Annotated in this window: 13 protein-coding genes; all 13 read left to right on the top strand. The window is 65.7% G+C overall.

What is annotated here, in order from left to right; genetic code table 11:
• Positions 1-92 precede the first annotated feature (92 nt).
• The 13 genes from JX552_RS30805 to JX552_RS30745 all read left to right on the top strand — a co-directional run bounded on the left by JX552_RS30805 (position 93) and on the right by JX552_RS30745 (position 16592).
• Entirely contained in the window at positions 93-1172 is a 1080-nt protein-coding gene (locus JX552_RS30805; protein WP_205878880.1) for a VldE C-terminal domain-containing protein, read from the top strand.
• The gene (eccB, locus tag JX552_RS30800) at positions 1129-2691 is read left to right on the top strand and encodes a type VII secretion protein EccB (RefSeq protein WP_205878879.1); all 1563 of its coding nucleotides are present in this window, start codon (positions 1129-1131) and stop codon (positions 2689-2691) included. The genes JX552_RS30805 and eccB overlap by 44 nt, the downstream gene beginning before the upstream one ends.
• Entirely contained in the window at positions 2688-6902 is a 4215-nt protein-coding gene (gene eccCa, locus JX552_RS30795) for a type VII secretion protein EccCa (RefSeq protein WP_205878878.1), read from the top strand. The genes eccB and eccCa overlap by 4 nt, the downstream gene beginning before the upstream one ends.
• 118 nt (positions 6903-7020) lie before the next feature.
• Positions 7021-7311: a PE family protein gene (locus JX552_RS30790; RefSeq protein ID WP_371934627.1), complete on the top strand. Its 291-nt coding sequence runs from the start codon at positions 7021-7023 to the stop codon at positions 7309-7311.
• 10 nt (positions 7312-7321) lie between these two features.
• A complete protein-coding gene (locus JX552_RS30785; RefSeq protein WP_205878877.1) occupies positions 7322-8512 on the top strand; it encodes a PPE family protein in 1191 nt (396 codons plus the stop codon).
• 171 nt (positions 8513-8683) lie between these two features.
• Positions 8684-8980: a WXG100 family type VII secretion target gene (locus JX552_RS30780; protein ID WP_055576762.1), complete on the top strand. Its 297-nt coding sequence runs from the start codon at positions 8684-8686 to the stop codon at positions 8978-8980.
• A 43-nt stretch (positions 8981-9023) separates the two neighbouring features.
• Positions 9024-9314 carry a WXG100 family type VII secretion target gene (locus tag JX552_RS30775; protein WP_205878876.1) on the top strand — a complete coding sequence of 97 codons (291 nt, stop codon included), beginning with the start codon at positions 9024-9026 and terminating at the stop codon, positions 9312-9314.
• A 66-nt stretch (positions 9315-9380) separates the two neighbouring features.
• Positions 9381-10292 (top strand): ESX secretion-associated protein EspG, encoded by a 912-nt coding sequence (locus tag JX552_RS30770; RefSeq protein WP_205878875.1) that lies wholly within the window; start codon positions 9381-9383, stop codon positions 10290-10292.
• A gap of 153 nt (positions 10293-10445) precedes the next feature.
• Positions 10446-11807 (top strand): MinD/ParA family ATP-binding protein, encoded by a 1362-nt coding sequence (locus JX552_RS30765; RefSeq protein ID WP_082658407.1) that lies wholly within the window; start codon positions 10446-10448, stop codon positions 11805-11807.
• On the top strand, positions 11804-13315 hold the full coding sequence (eccD, locus tag JX552_RS30760; RefSeq protein ID WP_205878874.1) for a type VII secretion integral membrane protein EccD: 1512 nt from the start codon (positions 11804-11806) through the stop codon (positions 13313-13315). The genes JX552_RS30765 and eccD overlap by 4 nt, the downstream gene beginning before the upstream one ends.
• Before the next feature lie 9 nt (positions 13316-13324).
• Positions 13325-15001, top strand: a complete 1677-nt coding sequence (mycP, locus tag JX552_RS30755) for a type VII secretion-associated serine protease mycosin (RefSeq protein WP_205878873.1) — start codon at positions 13325-13327, stop codon at positions 14999-15001.
• Entirely contained in the window at positions 14998-16035 is a 1038-nt protein-coding gene (gene eccE / locus JX552_RS30750; RefSeq protein WP_205878872.1) for a type VII secretion protein EccE, read from the top strand. The genes mycP and eccE overlap by 4 nt, the downstream gene beginning before the upstream one ends.
• A gap of 44 nt (positions 16036-16079) precedes the next feature.
• Complete coding sequence (locus tag JX552_RS30745) at positions 16080-16592, top strand: hypothetical protein (protein ID WP_205878871.1); 513 nt, start codon at positions 16080-16082, stop codon at positions 16590-16592.
• The last annotated feature ends 12 nt before the right edge of the window (positions 16593-16604 follow it).

Raw genomic sequence — 16604 nt, 5'->3', positions numbered from 1 at the left:
CATCGCCAGCGGCGTGAAGCCGGCGTCACTTTCTTTCCGCCGTTGTGGTGAGGCGTTTTTTTGCGGGTTAGTTTTGGTGGGTGGTTGGCCCGGTGTCGCAGTTTGTTGCCGATGTGGATCGGGTGCTGACTCGCGCGCATGGGTTGTTTCCCATATCGGGGGGGTCGGCGCCTGGTGTGTTCGCCGCCAATGGTGGTGGGCGGTCGGTGCCGCCGGTCCCTGCTGGGGGTAGCGGTTTGGGGTCGGGCGCCGCTGGTGCCGGCGACGGTTACGGCGCGGCGCGGGCCGCGGTGACGGGGCTGGATGTGCAGTGTGGCGGGGGGGCTGGTGAGGCGACCGCAGTTGGTCAGCGGGGGGCGCTGGGTGCTGGTTCGGTGCGTGATGGGGCGCGGGCTCAGGCCGATGCGATAGGGAGGGTGGCGCATACGGCTCCGGGGATGCGGTTGATGGTCTCGGCGATGGATGAGCGTTTGGGGGCGATGCAGCGCCAGATCGAGGAGACCACGGCCGAGAATCGGGTGCTGGCGCTGCGGTTGCGGCAGTTGGCGGCCGCGTATCAGGGGTTGCGGATGGGTGGCGGTGCGGGCGGGTTGTCGGCGCTGAGCGCTATCCCGGCGGCTTTCAGCGGGGGCTCGGGTAGTGGGTTTGGCGGCCTGGGCGCTCTGGGCAGCCTGCCGATGTCGATGCTGGGCGGGATGGGCGGTGCCGGCGGCAGCTCTGGTGGGCTTGGCGGGTTGGCGTCGAGCCTGGCGGGTCGCTCGGTGGGAGGGGAGTTGCCACCTGGGGTGGCCTCGGAGAAGGGTTTGCAACGCGACACGATCTTGGCGGCACGGGCGGTGGCGGCTGCGTTTCCCGAGATCCGCACGATCGGTGGGGTGCGGCCGGATTCGTTGAAATGGCATCCCAACGGCCAAGCGATTGACGTGATGATTCCTGATCCGACGTCACCGCATGGCAAGGCTTTGGGGGATGCTGTGATGCGATTTGCGATGGCGCACCGTCAGCAATTCAATATTAACCACGTGATCTGGCAGCAGACGATTCACAATCCTGATGGGTCATCGAGCTTGATGGAGAATCGTGGTTCTCCGACGCAAAACCATATGGATCACGTGCATATTGCAACGAATGGCGGGGGATTCCCGCGCGGCGGTGAGGTGTACCGGCTTTGAGAGGACGGCTGTGAGCGAGCCAGATCGGCTTCCGGGCCGTGGTTTGGTGTTATCGACGCGGGTCCAGGTATCGGGCCACATGTTTTTTGCCCGCCGTGCGGTGTTGGCGATGACGCGCCGTCGGGTGCGGATGGAGGCCGAGCCTGGTCGGCGTCAGTCGATGGCGATTCTGGCCGGCCTCACGGCGTCGGTGGTGTTGTGCGTGGGGGCCCTGTTCTGGTCGTTTGTGCGCCCGGCGAGTTCGGCGGGTGCGTCGCGGGTGTTGGCTGATCAGCAGTCCGGCGCTTTGTATGTGGCCGTTGGTGACAAGCTGTATCCGGCGCTGAACTTGGCCTCGGCCCGGCTGATCGCGGGTGAGCCGGTGAATCCGGATCGGGTTCGGCGCAGTGAGATTGATGCCCGGCCTCGAGGATCGCTGGTGGGCATTGCCGGTGCCCCGCAAGAGATGACGGCGACCTCCCCTGGTCGCACGTCGTGGCTGGTGTGCGACGAGATCATCAAGGCGCTCGGCGCGGGGGCGCCCGAGCCGGTGACCGTGACGGTGATCGATGGGCAGCCGCAGCTGGGGGAACGTCACCGTATCCTGGGGGCCGAGGATGCGGTGCTGCGCCGCTTCGCTGAGGATGTGTGGCTGATCCGCGATGGCCGGCGCTCGCTGATCGACCGGGGATCGCGTGCGGTGTTGTTGGCGCTGGGTTTCGGTGATGACGCGTTGTCCTCGGCGCGCCCGATGAGCCGGGCTTTGTTCGATGCGATTCCGGTGGGGCCGGTGTTGGCGGTGCCGGCGATCGCGGGTGCGGGCTCTGCGGCACGTTTTGCCGGTGCGCCGGGGCCGGTGGGAACGGTGGTGTCGACCCCGCAGGTGGGGGGCCAGACGGCGTACTCGGTGGTACTGGCCGATGGCATACAGCCGGTGTCGGCGTTAGCGGCGCAGGTGTTGCAGAACGCCGGTCCGGTGGGGGCGGGGTCGCCGGTGGTCGCCGGTGCGGTGCTGGCCAAGTTGCCCGTGGTCAACGTGCTGGATTTGTCGGCGTTTCCAGCGGTGCCGCCGCATGTGGTGGACAGCCAGGTGAATTCAGTGGCGTGTTGGCAGTGGCAGCGGGTGTGGGGTGAACCGTCGGCGGCGACGTCGGTGGTGGTGGGGACGTCGATCCCGGTGTCGGACGGTGATGCGGGCAAGGGGGTGGAGTTGGTCAGACCCGGCGGTTCGACGTTGCAGGCCGACCGGGTGTTCTTTACCCGCGACTTCTCCAATTACGTTGTTTCCACGGGTAATTCGCCGTCTTCTGCCACATTGGAGTCGTTGTGGTGGGTCTCGGAGTCCGGGGTCAGGTTTGGTGTGGCGCGCGAGGACCAGACGTTGCGGGCGTTGGGGTTGTCGACCCCTCCTCGCCCGGCCCCGTGGTCGGTGTTGCGGCTGCTGGCGGGTGGGCCGATGTTGTCGCGTGCGGATGCACTGGTACGGCATAACGCGTTGCCGGTTGACGGCAACCCTGGGGAGTTGGAGATCCCGAAGTGAAAGATGGGTTCGCCCGATCTAAGCCGGCCGCCGCGCCGGAGATGAAGCCAGCTTCGATCGAGCTTCCTACGCCGCTGAAAATGCCGGCCCCGGAGGGTAAGCCGTGGTGGACGGTGGTGCTGGTGATCGGGCTGTTGGGCCTGGTGGGCGCGATGGTGGGAATCAGCTTTGCCAGCGGTGCGCGTTCATTTACCGGGGTGGGTTCGTTTTTCCCGATTCTGATGGTGGGTGGTCTGGTGGCGATGTTGTTCACCGGACGCGGCGGTTCACAAGAGATGTCGCGCACCAAATTGGATGCGTTGCGGGCCAGGTTTTTGTTGGTGATCGACGAGCTGCGCGGCAACGCCGCCGACGCCGCGGACCGTCTGGATGCTAACTATCGGTGGTATCACCCGCCTCCTGCGACGCTGGAAGCTGCCTTGGGCAGTGCGCGGATGTGGGAACGCAAGGCCGATGGTGGCGATGCGTGGTTTGGCGTGGTGCGGGTGGGTGTAGGCATGACCGACCTGATGGAGGCGGGCGCGGCGAGATTCTCTGAGCCGCAGGACATGCCGACTGACATCGAGCTGGAACCGGTCACGGGCACGGTGTTGCAGGAGTTCGTACGCCACCAGACGGTGGCGTACGGGCTGCCGGCGTTGGTGTCGTTGTTGGTGGAGCCGGGTTATGAGTTGCGGGGTCCGCGCGATGTGGCTTTGGGGTTGATGCGCGCGATCATCTGCCAGTTGGCCTTCTCCCACGGCAGCGATCACATTCGGCTGGTGGTGGTTACTTCTGATGCGGCGGAATGGGATTGGGTGAAGTGGTTGCCCCACGCTGGTGACCTCAGCGTCGAGGATGGTGCGGGGCCGGCCAGGATGGTGTACGCCTCAGTGGCGGATTTCCTTGGCGCACAGCAGGACACGTTAGGGTTGCGCTCTCGGGGGGATTTCCTGGCTCGTCACGGGGCGAAGAGGGAACCGATTGCGCCGTTGCCTCACACGGTCGTTGTGTGTGACACCGAACAGGGATGGGAGCGGCTGGGGGATCGCGCCGGCGTGAGCGGGTTGACGTTTTTTGATGTCAGGGGCAGCGGGCAGGTGCCTGCGTGCGCTGAGCTGAAGCGGGTTCTGCACATCAGCGCCGACGGGGTCATCACGGCGGTGCCCCGTGATCTGATGAGCTGGGACGCCAAAGAGGCGCACAGTCCGCAGTTTTTCGCGGTGTGTGACCAGATGAGCCGCGAGGATGCGGAGTCTTTTGCCGAGCGGATGGCTCGCTGGCGGCTGGCCGAAGCCTACGAGGCGCTCGATGACGGCGGTGTTGAACAGTTCATGGCGCGAGACATCTTGTCGTATTACGGGATCAACGACGCCGCCAACATTGATTTCGAGGCGTTGTGGGGTCCGCGCGGTGACATCAATTCGCCGGCCCGGCTGCGGGTACCGTTGGGCAACCGGGCTGATGACAGGGAACTGTTCTTTTTGGATCTCAAAGAGTCTGCTCAAGGCGGTCATGGTCCGCATGGGGTGATGGCGGGAACCACGGGCTCGGGTAAGACCGAGATGCTGCGTACCGCGCTGGTGTCGCTGCTGCTGGGGCATCCCCCGCAGAATCTGCAGTTGATGCTCGCCGACCTCAAGGGCGGAGCCGGGGTCAAACCGTTCGCCGGGGTTCCGCATGTGGCGCATATCATCACTGACCTTGAGGACGATCAGAGCCTGCTGGACCGGTTCGTGGACGCGATGTGGGGAGAGATCGCACGGCGCAAAGCGTTGTGCGACAAAGCGGGAGCCGACGACGCCACGGAATACAACAAGATGCGCTCAGCGCGCCAAGCTGCGGGTCAGGAGCCGTTGCCCCCGTTGCCGGCGCTGCTGGTCATCATCGATGAGTTCGCTGAGCTGTTCAAGATGATGGCCTCGGCGGTGCAGGATGCCCTCGATCAGATCTGCCGCCAGGGCCGGTCGTATTGGGTGCATCTGTTGATCGCCAGCCAGGAAATCGACAATCGCGCAGAGAAGTTGCTGGCGAATATGGGGTATCGGTTGGCGTTGAAAGCCCAGACCCAGGCCGCGGCCACGGCTGTGGGGGTTCCCAATGCGGTGAACCTCAAACGGTCGGGGGACTGCTACTTCCTGCACGGTCCGCCGTCCAATGCCGATGTGACGAAGTTCCGCGGCGAGTGGTTGTGGCGGGAGTACCGTAAGCCGGGAGTGGAGGACCTCTACGACGACAGTTCCGCTGGCCCAGGATCGGTCGCTTACTTTGCACCGCAACTGTTTACGACGGATCTGACGCCGATTCCGTCGGCGGACAGCAGCCCTGAGGAGTCCGCCGCCACTGAGGGTGGGTCGGTCGCGGCGGAGGCCGCAGGTGAGAGTGATGCCGAGGTCGAAGGCAATGCCGCGCTGATGCGCCCGAAGGTTGCCCGTATCATCATCGACCAGTTGCGCCAGGTCGACTTCACGCCGTATCGGTTGTGGCAACCGCCGTTGGACGAGCCGTGGAGCATCGAAAAGCTAGTGAACCGGCACCTGGGACGGAATTGGCGCGACGGTTATGTCCGCACCGCCGACTTGGTGTTCCCGATCGGTGTGGTGGATCGGCCGTTCAAGCATGACCAGCATCCGTTGCTGCTGGACGTGTCGGGGCCCGGGGCCAACGTGGTGATTGTCGGTGCGCAGGGCTCGGGTAAGACGACAGCGCTGCAGGATCTGATCTGCGCGGCGGCCATGACACACACTCCCGAACAGGTGCAGTTCTACTGCCTGGCGTTTTCCTCAGCAGCTTTGAGCAGCGTGGAGGGGTTGCCTCATGTGGGGGGCGTCGCTTTGGGGGCGGTGGATCGAGATGGTGTGCGCCGCACTGTGTTTGAACTGTTGACTTTGCTCAAGCAGCGGCAGCGCAGTTTTGAAGACTACCGCGTGATGTCGATGGAGATGTTTCGCAACGTCAAGTTCGGCGGATCGCCGGGCAATGTCGCTGATGACGGGCACGGTGACGTGTTCCTGGTGATTGACAACTGGTCGGGTTTGGCCAGCGAGTATGAGGTGCTGTTGGACCCGGTCAGCAAGCTGATCAAAGAGGGTCCCACCTTCGGGATTCATGTCGTGGCGAGCGTGAGTAGAACCAGCGAGTTGCCGCCGACGGTGCGCACGAGTTTCGGATCACGTGTCGAGCTGCGTCTCGGGGAGACCGTTGACGCGATGTTGGTCAAGCCGCGTATGGCCGATCAGGTACCGGTGGAACGTCCCGGGCGGGGCATGATCGCGCAGAACTATGAGCGCCGTGGTGCCGAACCGGTCGGTCTGCACACGCTGATGGCGCGCCCCACCACCGAAGCCGGCGTTGGGGACGGATGGGATTCTCGCAGCGTCGTGGCGGCCGTTGCCGAGGAGGCCGCGCAGTACACACCCGCGCGCAGGGTGCGCCGCCTGCCGCAACGGGTGAGCCCGGCGCAGTTGGTGGCGATGGCGGCCGGGGAGTCCGCAGCCGATTCGCCAGTGGTGTGGGCGCTCAGCGAGACCGAACAACCGGTGTTCTTCGGCAGCCAACATCTGCTGGTGACCGGACAGAGCAAGTGCGGGCGCACGTCGGTCTGCGCGGTGGTGATGGGTGAGCTGGCCCGCACTTGTGCGCCAGGTGGACAAGATCAGACACCGGCGCTTACCGATGCCCGCCCGGTTGCGCAGGTGTGGCTGGTTGATCCTCGCCGGCAGCTGCACACCGTGCTGGATTCGTCGTATATCTACCGAGTCGCCTCTACGCCGTCGACGATCAAGCAACGCATGCAGGAGCTGGCCGCAGTCCTTGCCGAGCGTGAGCCCGACGACAACGCGTTGGCGGGCTCGATCGGGCAGGTTAGCTGGAGCGGTCCGGAGATCTGGCTGGTGATCGACGATGCCCAGCGACTACCTGCTGGATTTGATTCTCCGCTGGAACCGATCGCGCGTTTTGTGGAGGCAGGTGCCGATGTGGGCCTGCGGATCATCTATACCCGTGCTTTCGGGGGGCTCATGTCCTCCATGGGGGCCGATCCGGTGCTGCGTAGGTTGCGGGAGTCCAGGGCTGCGCTGTTGGTGATGGATTCCGACCCTGACGACGGTTTTATCCAGGGAAGGTGGAAGGGCCACCCGATGCCTCCGGGCCGGGGGTACCTGATGAACACCGCCGAATCCGGGGAGTCGGGGATATATGTGCAGGTCGCAGACCCGGGGCTGGGCGTGTGAGCTCCCCGGATCACGCACATGAAGGCGCAGATGGCGGTAGGCTCCTGACAAGTCCAGGAAGAAATTCATCAACGGTTCCGATACACTAGCGTTTCTTATGGGAGGTTTTGCGATGTTCATGACGGCATTACCGGGGTCGATGGAGGAGACAGCATCAGCCCTGTCGGCAATTGGCGGGGCAGTTGCGGCGGGCAACGCCGCCGGGGCGGCCCCCACGCTGGGCGTGGTGCCCCCGGCAGCCGAGCCCGCGTCGGCGCTGCTGGCTGCGGCGTTCGGGACCCACGCTGGGGTCTATCAGGTCAGCGCGGCCATCGGAACAGTGATTCATCAGATGTTTGTGGCGACGCTGGGCGCCAGCGCGGGCAGCTACACCGCCGCCGAGGCTCTCAACATCACCGCGATGCTCTGACCGGGACGCAATGACCACCTACGAGGTGCCACCAGAGATCAACTCGGGTCGGATGTATGCCGGCCCGGGTTCATCGTCGTTGGTCGCCTCGGCCGCTGCGTGGCAGGCGCTTGCCATGGATCTAGGTTCGGCAGGTGCGGCGTTCAACGAGGTTGTTTCGGCCCTGGCTTCGCAGGCGTGGCTGGGACCGTCGGCGATATCGATGGCTCTGGCAGCAGCACCGTACGTGGTATGGATGATCGCTACCGCCGGGCAATGCCAGGAAGCGGCGGCTGCGGCGGGCGCAGCAGCAACGGCGTTCGAAGCAGCACGCGCGGGAGTGGTTCCCCCTCCGGTCATTGCGGCCAATCGCAGCACTTTGATGTCGTTGTTGGCCACGAACTTCCTCGGGATCAACACTCCGGCGATCGCGGCCAACGAGGCGGCGTATGACGAAATGTGGTGCCAGGACACGACTGTGATGTACGGGTTCGCCGCCGACGCGGCGGGCATCACGGGCACGTTGGTGCCCTTCGTGCCACCGGCTGCCAACTCCAACCCGATGGCCCTGGCCGCCCAGGCCGCCGCTGTGGGGCAATCAGGCGGATCGGCAGCCGCGCAGCAGCCGATGAATCTCGCCAGCCAGGGGGGAGGATTGGCCAGCCTGCCCGCCGGCATCGATGCGCAAACCATGCTGAGCATGGGCCCGCAGCTGGTGACGATGATTCCCCAAGCGCTGCAAGGACTTTCCTCACCGTTGAGCAGCGGACTATCGCCTGCCAGCGGCTTGGGTCAATTCCAGTCCCTGCTGTCGCCGTTTATGGGGATGCTCAACAATCCCGGCATGCTGGGGATGGGAACCGGCGGTGCCGGTGCCGCCGCCGGAGGGGTGGGTTCGGGCTTGTCCGGTCTGGGCGGAGTCGGAGGGGCCGGGGGTGCCGTCGAGGCGATGGCCGGGCGGGCGGCCTCGTTGGGTGGTTTGTCGGTGCCGGCGACATGGACCGCCGGCAGCAGTACCGAATCGACCGCGGGGGCGCGGACGGCGGCCACCCCGCTGGTCGCTACCTCCGGCACCGGAGCGGGATCTGGTGCGGTACCGGCCACCGCATCAGGGGGCTCGTTCGGTGGCGCCCCGATGGCCGCGGGGCTGGGCAACCGCGGTGCCACGGGTGGGGGAACGCCGCGTTACGGGACACCGGTGAAAGTGTTCGACCGGCACTAGTGTTCCTGCCCCGCATTCGCTATAGGGAATGGTGAAGACCGACACAACATCTTTTTGTAGGTTTCTTGTCATCGCCGTTGCCGAGCCTTGTGACCCGCCAATAGACTTGGTGTTCAGCAACGCGAAAAATATCTGCATTTCAGTTCCCCAAATTGAGGAGAGAGAAGGAATATGACGACACGTTTTATGACGGACCCGCACGCGATGCGTGACATGGCCGGCCGTTTCGAATCCCACGCACAGACCGTTGAGGATGAGGCCCGCAAGATGTGGGCATCGTCGCAGAACATCGCTGGCGCAGGTTGGAGTGGCCAGGCGCAGGCGACCTCGCTGGACACCATGGGCCAGATGAACCAGGCCTTCCGCAACATCGTCACGATGCTGCACGGTGTGCGCGACGGGCTGATCCGTGACGCGAACAACTACGAGCAGCAGGAACAGGCTTCTCAGCAGGTCCTGAGCAGCTAGCCAGCGACGAGCAACCCCAGCGAGCGTAGGAGAACCCAGAGAAATGTCCATCAACTATCACTTCGGCGACGTCGACACTCACGGGTGGACGATACGCGCGCAGGCCGCCTCACTGGAGGCCGAGCACCAGGCCATCGTGCGCGACGTGCTGGCTGCCGGTGACTTCTGGGGCGGCGCCGGTTCGGCGTCCTGCCAGGAATTCATCACCCAACTGGGACGCAACTTCCAGGTCATTTACGAGCAAGCCAACGCCCACGGGGCTAAGGTTCAGTCCGCCGGCAGCAATATGCACGGCACCGACGGCGCGGTCAGTTCCGCGTGGTCGTCGGTCTAAATTCCCACGGTCCCAACGCGGCGGCACCTGCCAGGTGCCGCCGCGCTTGTCGTTAGAGGTGCTCCCTTGGTAACTCCCACCGCAACAGACATCACCGTCAACCTCGATGGTTTATGGCTCCTGCAGGCACTGGTCGGGGTGAATCGTCTGGCCGCGGAGTTGCGTGGCCGACCCTGTGGGCAACCCCGTTCGATGAAGTGGATCGCCCAACACCCGGGTCTGGCGGTCTTGGTAGCGGAGGGGATCTGTGATGAGGCTGCGGTGGTTCGCTCCGACATCGCCACCCGGATGCGTGTGCTGGGTACACCGGACGTCGAGGTCGTTGTCTTGGTGTCACACGGGCCGATGACCTGGTCATCGGAGGTCTTGATGGACGATCCGTCGAGCTGGAGGGCGATCCCTGACGGGCAGCTGCGGATTGTTTTGGCCCGGCGCGAAGGCCGCTGGGCTTCGGCCGTCCGCGCCGGGTCGCACGTCACGATCGACGACTGCGCGGCAGCGGTTGATGCCGACTGGCTGGTCCGCCTGGTTTGCGACGCCCTGGACTCGGTGCACTACGTCGAGCCGGCCAGGATCAGCGCCGTCAATGTGCCCATGGACGGTATCTGCACCGCCGCGGCCGAACTTTCCGGGATCTCGACCGCCGGCCTCTCGCAGCAGGCAGCGCTGAAGTCAGTCGGATTCAGCGGCACCACCCTGGCCCAACTGACAGAGGCTCTCCAAGAGCCGGTCGCTGAGGCTGTGCTCTATGCGCGGGCCTACGTCGAGGGCGCCGCCGTTGCCGGCGAATCAGTGCTAAATCTGCGCGATACGAAGTCCGGGCGAGTCGCGCTCTATCGGGTCAATCCGCCTCGAGGTAGCCACCAGCAATGGATGGCCGTGGGACCGGCCCACCAGGGACAGATACGCCACGGCGTACTGGCGGCACTTGACAGCGTGGCGGTGAACTCTTGGGACACCCACGAACGAATGTGCTGAGAGCACGAAACTTTGTTGTGCCGCTGACGCTGCGGCGTGCAGTTAGCCCCAGCAAACATTTTCGAATAATATCGTTCTGGCGTGGCATAGCGAAAAATTGGACCCTAGGATCAGCTTAGGCAGTCACACAGAATTACTAAGTGGAGTTAAATAATGACCATCGATAACGGAGATTTCATGTCGCGCTACCTGGACCCGGAAGGGGGGCCAGAGCGGCCAGCTCCCATCGGAGCGCTGCCGCACCCGCCGGCTGCACCGTCGATGCCAGCTCCCGCCGCACCGTATGAGCCCACGATGCAATCGTCGACGCCGCAACCGGAGACGCCGCTGACACCGGCCTCGCCGTCGCACGTCGCGGTGGCTGCTCCCGCGCATCAGGATCCGCCGACACCGCCGCGGGAACGCGGTGCGTCTATCGTCCAGCCCGGGCGTGAAACAGTTTCACCGGTCGGGCAGCTTCCTGACAACACTGGACACCGCCGCGAGATTGCGCCGCCAGCGCCGCCACCGGCGCGGTTCGAGGTCGCCACGGTGGCACAGCGGTGGGCTCCGCAGGCCGACCAGCAGGCCGCGGCCTACACCCACCAGCAGATTCAGGTGGGCGAGGTGGTCAAGCGCCACCGTCAGCCGCCGGAAATGGGTTGGCGCAAAACGGTCTACACCGCAACGTTCAGAACCATCAACCTGGGCGCTGGCCCGGCGGAGCGGACCCTGATCGACCGGAAGCGGCGGATCACCACCAACATCCCGGGGAATTACCAGATCACCGCTCTGTCGATGAAGGGCGGCGTCGGTAAGTCGACACTGGTTGCGGCCGTGGGCACCACGCTGCGCAAGATCCGCAACGAAGCTGTCATCGCCATCGACGCCAATCCGACGTACGGCTCTCTGGGCCGGCTCATCGCACGCGATGGCAAACCACCGGCCTCGATCCGAGAGTTCCTGGCCCACAATGACTTAACGAGCTTCAGCGTCGCGCGACAATACTTCGGCAGCAATGACGAAGGACTCGAGGTCCTAGCTGGCAACCCGAACGTGACTAACCCGCTGATCCTGACCCCGCAAGTGTTCGCCGACACCATTGCCCGCACCCAGGGCTTCTATCAACTGTCGCTGGTGGACTGCGGCGCTGAGATCGAGCATCAGGTGATCCCAGCGGTGTTGTCGTCGTCGAACGCCTTGATGATCGTGGGCTCGATGAACCTGCAAGGTGGTCTGGCGGTGGAAAAAACAGTGGACTGGCTGGCGGCCCGCAATGGACACGAACTGCTCAAGCGCTCATTCATCGTGTTGACCGACGCCTACCGTTGTGCGACCAAGAAATTCGTCACTGAAGTGACCGAGAAGGTGGGGCCCCGTGTACGGGGGGTGAAGGTCATTCCTTTCGATGCGCACCTGCGTGATGCCCAGCCGTTGGTCTTCGATGCGTTGCGGCCGCGAACGCAGACGGCGTTGATCGAGTTGGCAGCTGAACTGGCCGACGGATTCCCCACCGCCGGAGCGCTGGTCGGGTGAGTGTCGACCAGCAGGACCTGGCGGGCGCAACCGCGCCGTCGTTACCGCCTCGGGTGTTGGTGGCCGTGATGGCAGGGGCGACGAAAGTGGGCGTGGTGCTGGATGCTTCAGCGCCGGTGTCGGCGCAGATGTCGGCGTTGGTTGATGTGATCAACGGCCGCCTGGAAGATCTGGGGCAGCCGGTGATGTCACCCGGGCCGGGTCGCGGCCGGTGGGGGTTGTGCAGGGTCGACGGGACACCGCTGAAACTGTCGCGGTCACTGGCTGATCAGGGAGCGCGTGACGGGATCCGGTTGTGGCTGAGATTCATACCGGACTCCGAGGCGCGGATCAATGTGGTCGAACATGTCACCTCGGCGGTGGCCCAGGAGCTTACGAAGCGTTGGCCGGGTCTGAGCGCGGCGTGGGCGGGCCGGGTCGGGGCGGCCATGGTGGTCTGCGGAGTGGCGGCTGCCACTGCGCTGATGTTGCGCTGGCGTTTCGGCCACATGGGGTGGGGGCCCAGCATCTTCTGTGCAGTGTTGGCTCTGGTGCTGATCGGCGCCGCCGTGATCACGCTGGCCCGCTGCACGGACAGCGCCGACGGCAGGCGCATCGGTGACACGTTGTTGTTGATCGGATGCGTGCCGGCCGCGGTGAGTGCCGCCGCCCTGGTGCCGGGCCCGGTGGGAGCCCCGCATGCGGCGCTGGGGGTGGCGATGCTGATGAGCGCGGCGGTGCTGATTGTGCGTTTCACCGGCCGCTACATCGCGTTGGGAACGACGGTGATCATCGCGGGGGCGGCGGCCGGGGCCGCGGCGCTGGCACGGATGACTTTGGTGACCTCGGCGGTCACCCTGCTCGGTGTCGTGCTACTCGTCTCGATCCTGCTGATGCATCTGGCCCCGACAGTTGCGCGGTGGGCAGCCGGTATCCGGCTACCGGTGTTCCCGTCGGCATCGGGACGCTGGATTTTCGAGACCCGCCCTGATCTGCCCACGGATAAGGTGGTGGCCTCCGGCGGCATCACGAGCTATGACGGGCCGCAATCGGTGCGGGACGTGGTGGTGTGCACCGACCGTGCGCACGCTTATTTGTCGGGCCTGCTGATCGGCACTACTGCTGTGATGGCGGTGTGCTGTGTGGGGTTGTGTGATCCGCACGCCCCTCGCCGAGGGGTTGCGCTGCTTGTGGCCGGCCTGGTCGCGGTAGCTGTGCTGTTGCGGGGCCGGTCGTTTACCGATCGCTGGCAGGCCACTGTGCTGGCCGGGGTCGCGGTGGCGGTGGTGATCGGTGTTGGCGGCCGCTATGTCCTGGGGCTGTGGACGCTGACAGCGCTGTTGGTCGGTACCTCGGTGATGGTTGCTGTTCCCGTGGCCGGGCTGGTTGCCGGGGTGGTGGTGCCCAACCGCTTCTACACACCGACATTCCGCAAGATCGTGGAGTGGATCGAATACTTTTGTCTGGCCGCCATTTTCCCGCTGACCTTCTGGCTCATGGGAGTGCTGGCCGCGATCAGGTACCGGTAGGTGGTGTCGATGACGGGCTATCGACGAGCGGTCGCGGTGGGCTTGTGCGGGGTGGCGCTGGTCGGGAATGCCATGTGGGTCGCTGTCCCCGAGGCGCGGGCGGTAGAGCCCCCGCAGATCGACCTCGCTGCGCTCCCGGCTGATGGACCGCCGGGACCGGATCAGCCGATGCGCCAAGGCGCACTGTGCACCCGTGTCGGCACGCTGCCGGGCACCGATTACCGTGTACAGCCGCATTTCATGGACATGCTGGATTTGGCCGACGCGTGGCGCTTCGGGCGCGGCAACGGCATCAAAGTGGCTGTCATCGACACCGGAGTCAGCCCGCATCCACGGCTGCCCGATCTGATCGGCGGCGGCGACTATGTGGTGGCCGGCGGCGACGGCCTGTCGGACTGCGACGCTCACGGGACGATGGTGGCCTCGCTGATCGGTGGCGCACCCGCGGATGGAAAGACGCCGCTACCGCCGCCTCGGCAGACCCGTCGGCCCGACACCGCGCCCACCAGCGAAGCTCCCCCGCCCCCGCCCCCGCCGCAGACGGTGACGGTGCAAGTACCCCCGCCGCTGCCTCCGGATGAGCCGGCCCGCTGGAACCGTTCTGGCTCAACGGTGTTCGTGGGGTCGGGTTTCGGGTGGGCGTCCGAGGGCCCTGGGCCCGCCGATGAGCAGGCACCGTCGACCACCGGTGAACCGCCATCACCGGCACCGCCGCCCCCTGCGGCTGACGGGTTCAGCGGTGTGGCGCCGGGAGTGCAGATCATTGCCATTAGGCAGAGCTCACGCGCATTTAGCCCCAAGGATGCCTTCTCCGGTGACCAGGATCCGGCCACCCGGCGCAAAGCCGGTGACATCCGCACGATGGCCCGCGCGATCGTGCATGCGGCCAACATGGGTGCCTCTGTGATCAACATTTCCGAAGTCTCGTGCATGAGCGCCACCAACATCATCGACCAGCGTGAACTCGGGGCTGCGATCCACTATGCCGCCATCGACCGCAACGCGGTGATTGTGGCCGCCGCGGGCAACAGTGGTGAGAACGGCAACAGCGACTGCAAACAGAATCCCGTCTATAACCCGTTGACCCCCAACGACCCTCGGGACTGGGGCGGGGTGACGACGGTGGTCACTCCGGCATGGTTCTCCGACTACGTCCTGAGCGTGGGTGCGGTCGACGCGAAGGGCACACCGTTGGATGCCAGCATGGCCGGGCCATGGGTCTCTCTTGCCGCGCCAGGCACTGACATCGAAGGATTGTCACCGCGCGACGACGGGTTGATGAATGCCGTTGAAGGGCGGGACAACACGATGGTGGCACGCGAGGGTACGTCCTTTTCGGCGGCGATCGTCTCCGGTGTCGCCGCGCTGGTGCGGGCCAAGTATCCGCTACTGACCTCCCACCAGGTCATCAACCGACTGCTGGCCACCGCACGCGCTCCCGGCCGCGGTGTGGACAACAGAGTCGGGCACGGGATCATCGACCCGGTCGCGGCGCTGAGCTATGACCTGCCCCCTGGGGAACCTGTTGGGCCGCAACATTTGTCCTCCCCGCTGGTACTGACACCTCCGACAGTGGGCCGTGACATGACGCCGGTATGGGTGGCCGCCGGCGGCGTAGGCGCACTGGCAGTGGCGTGCAGCGTGATCCTGGGTAGCGCCGCACTCATCCGCAAGGAGCAACGATGAAACCGATGCTGCCGCTGGGCATACGGCTCGGTTGGACCCGCGTCGTAGCGGTGTTCGTCGCCACTGTCGCGCTGCTGTCACTGGGCGGCGCTGCAGCGGGTCGAGCCGGGTGGTGGGTTGCTGCCGGCGTGGCGGTCCTGCTCAGCGCGGCAACGGTCGTGACGTGGCGAGGCGCAACAGTGTTGCGGTTGGGGCTGCGGGCGATCAACGCGCACAGCGCGATGGTAGCCACGACCGCCGGTGAGACTGCCGACTATCACCGGACATACGGGCAAGGACCGGTCGGAATCCGCGCGTTGGGACCGTATTTGGCGGCGGTGGTGGCCGTGGACGGCCAAGCACACAGCCCCTCGGCGCTGGACCACCATCGGGTCGCTTCGTTGGCGACGTTGCCGGTGGCCGCGGTCGCCGAGGGATTGCGCCAGTTCGATGTGACCTTGGAGTCCATCGACATCGTCAGTGTCGGTAGGCGGCGGGCATCTGAGCGGCACCATAGCTACGCCGCGGTCTATTCGAGCCTGATCGGGGATCACCCGGCGGTGGGGCAGCGCCGGACATGGCTGGTGGCCCGGTTCGATGCCGAACGAAGCGCGCGGGCGGTCCTGTGGCGGGAGTCGGTGGCCGCCACTGTGGGAGCCGCTGCGCAGTGGCTTGCCCAGGAGCTGACCGGGCTGCGCTGTCCGGCTCGAGTGTTGACCGCACAGGAGATCCGTGAAGCCGATGCCGAGTTGCTGGCCGGGATTGATCCGGCGGAGCTTCGCAGCGGGTGGGGCCGTCTGCGCCACTCCAACGGCTATGTGCAGACCTACTGGATGTCACCGTCTGACATTTCCAGCGACACGTTGGACCGGCTGTGGGTTCCTGACACCGACGCTACCGCGGTCACGGTGCAGCTGCGCCCGGCAGTTGGGGGGCGACGCGGGTGGGGGTTGTGGCCCGGTACCACACCGGTGCCCCGCTCTCCGAGGCGCCGCTCAGTGGACTCAACCCCCTCACCGGTCGCCACGACTTGGGGTTGGCGGCCGGATCACTGACCGCCAGAACGCCTTTAGCGGTGCCTAGTTGCGCACTGGAGGATGTGGACCAGCCCCTGGCGGTGGCGGTCTGCGCCACCGGGATCGTTGTGGGCAGCAACGCGACCGGGCATCCGCTGCTGGTGGATCTGAGTTCGCCGGCCACGACCTCCACCGTGACGCTGGCCGGGGAGCTGGCGTTGACGGTCCAGGTGGCGCTACGCGCTGCCGCGACCGGCTACCAAGTCCTCGTGCACACCGACCGTCCGCAGCGCTGGAAGCAGGTCACCGGTGCTGGGTTGCAGCTTGTCGGTGCCGCGGGCGCGCAAGGGCCGTTGCCGCCCAGCCCGCGGCGGTGGATGGTCGTCTATGACCTGGTCGCCGGCGCAGCCCCCGACGGCGCCGCCGTCATAGTGCGCACCGTACCGGCCGGCACCGCTTCGGGCGCCGACATCCACATCGAACAAGACGGTGCTCGCACCGCCATAGTCCGGACATGGGCATTCCGGGTCCGTGTGCGCATCGATCTGGACTATGAGCGCCAGCACGTGGCCGCCACCCCGGGCCGGGCCGCCTAAAACAGTGTGTTC

This window comes from Mycobacterium gordonae, from assembly GCF_017086405.1.
GTDB lineage: Bacteria > Actinomycetota > Actinomycetes > Mycobacteriales > Mycobacteriaceae > Mycobacterium > Mycobacterium gordonae_D.
This window is presented reverse-complemented; position numbering and strand designations above follow the sequence as displayed.

Coding starts and splice junctions, on each gene's coding strand:
- mycP (WP_205878873.1), top strand. CDS start 13,325: ATGACGGGCTATCGACGAGCGGTCGCGGTGGGCTTGTGCGGGGTGGCG.
- JX552_RS30780 (WP_055576762.1), top strand. CDS start 8,684: ATGACGACACGTTTTATGACGGACCCGCACGCGATGCGTGACATGGCC.
- eccE (WP_205878872.1), top strand. CDS start 14,998: ATGAAACCGATGCTGCCGCTGGGCATACGGCTCGGTTGGACCCGCGTC.
- JX552_RS30785 (WP_205878877.1), top strand. CDS start 7,322: ATGACCACCTACGAGGTGCCACCAGAGATCAACTCGGGTCGGATGTAT.
- JX552_RS30775 (WP_205878876.1), top strand. CDS start 9,024: ATGTCCATCAACTATCACTTCGGCGACGTCGACACTCACGGGTGGACG.
- eccB (WP_205878879.1), top strand. CDS start 1,129: ATGGCGGGGGATTCCCGCGCGGCGGTGAGGTGTACCGGCTTTGAGAGG.
- JX552_RS30765 (WP_082658407.1), top strand. CDS start 10,446: ATGACCATCGATAACGGAGATTTCATGTCGCGCTACCTGGACCCGGAA.
- JX552_RS30790 (WP_371934627.1), top strand. CDS start 7,021: ATGACGGCATTACCGGGGTCGATGGAGGAGACAGCATCAGCCCTGTCG.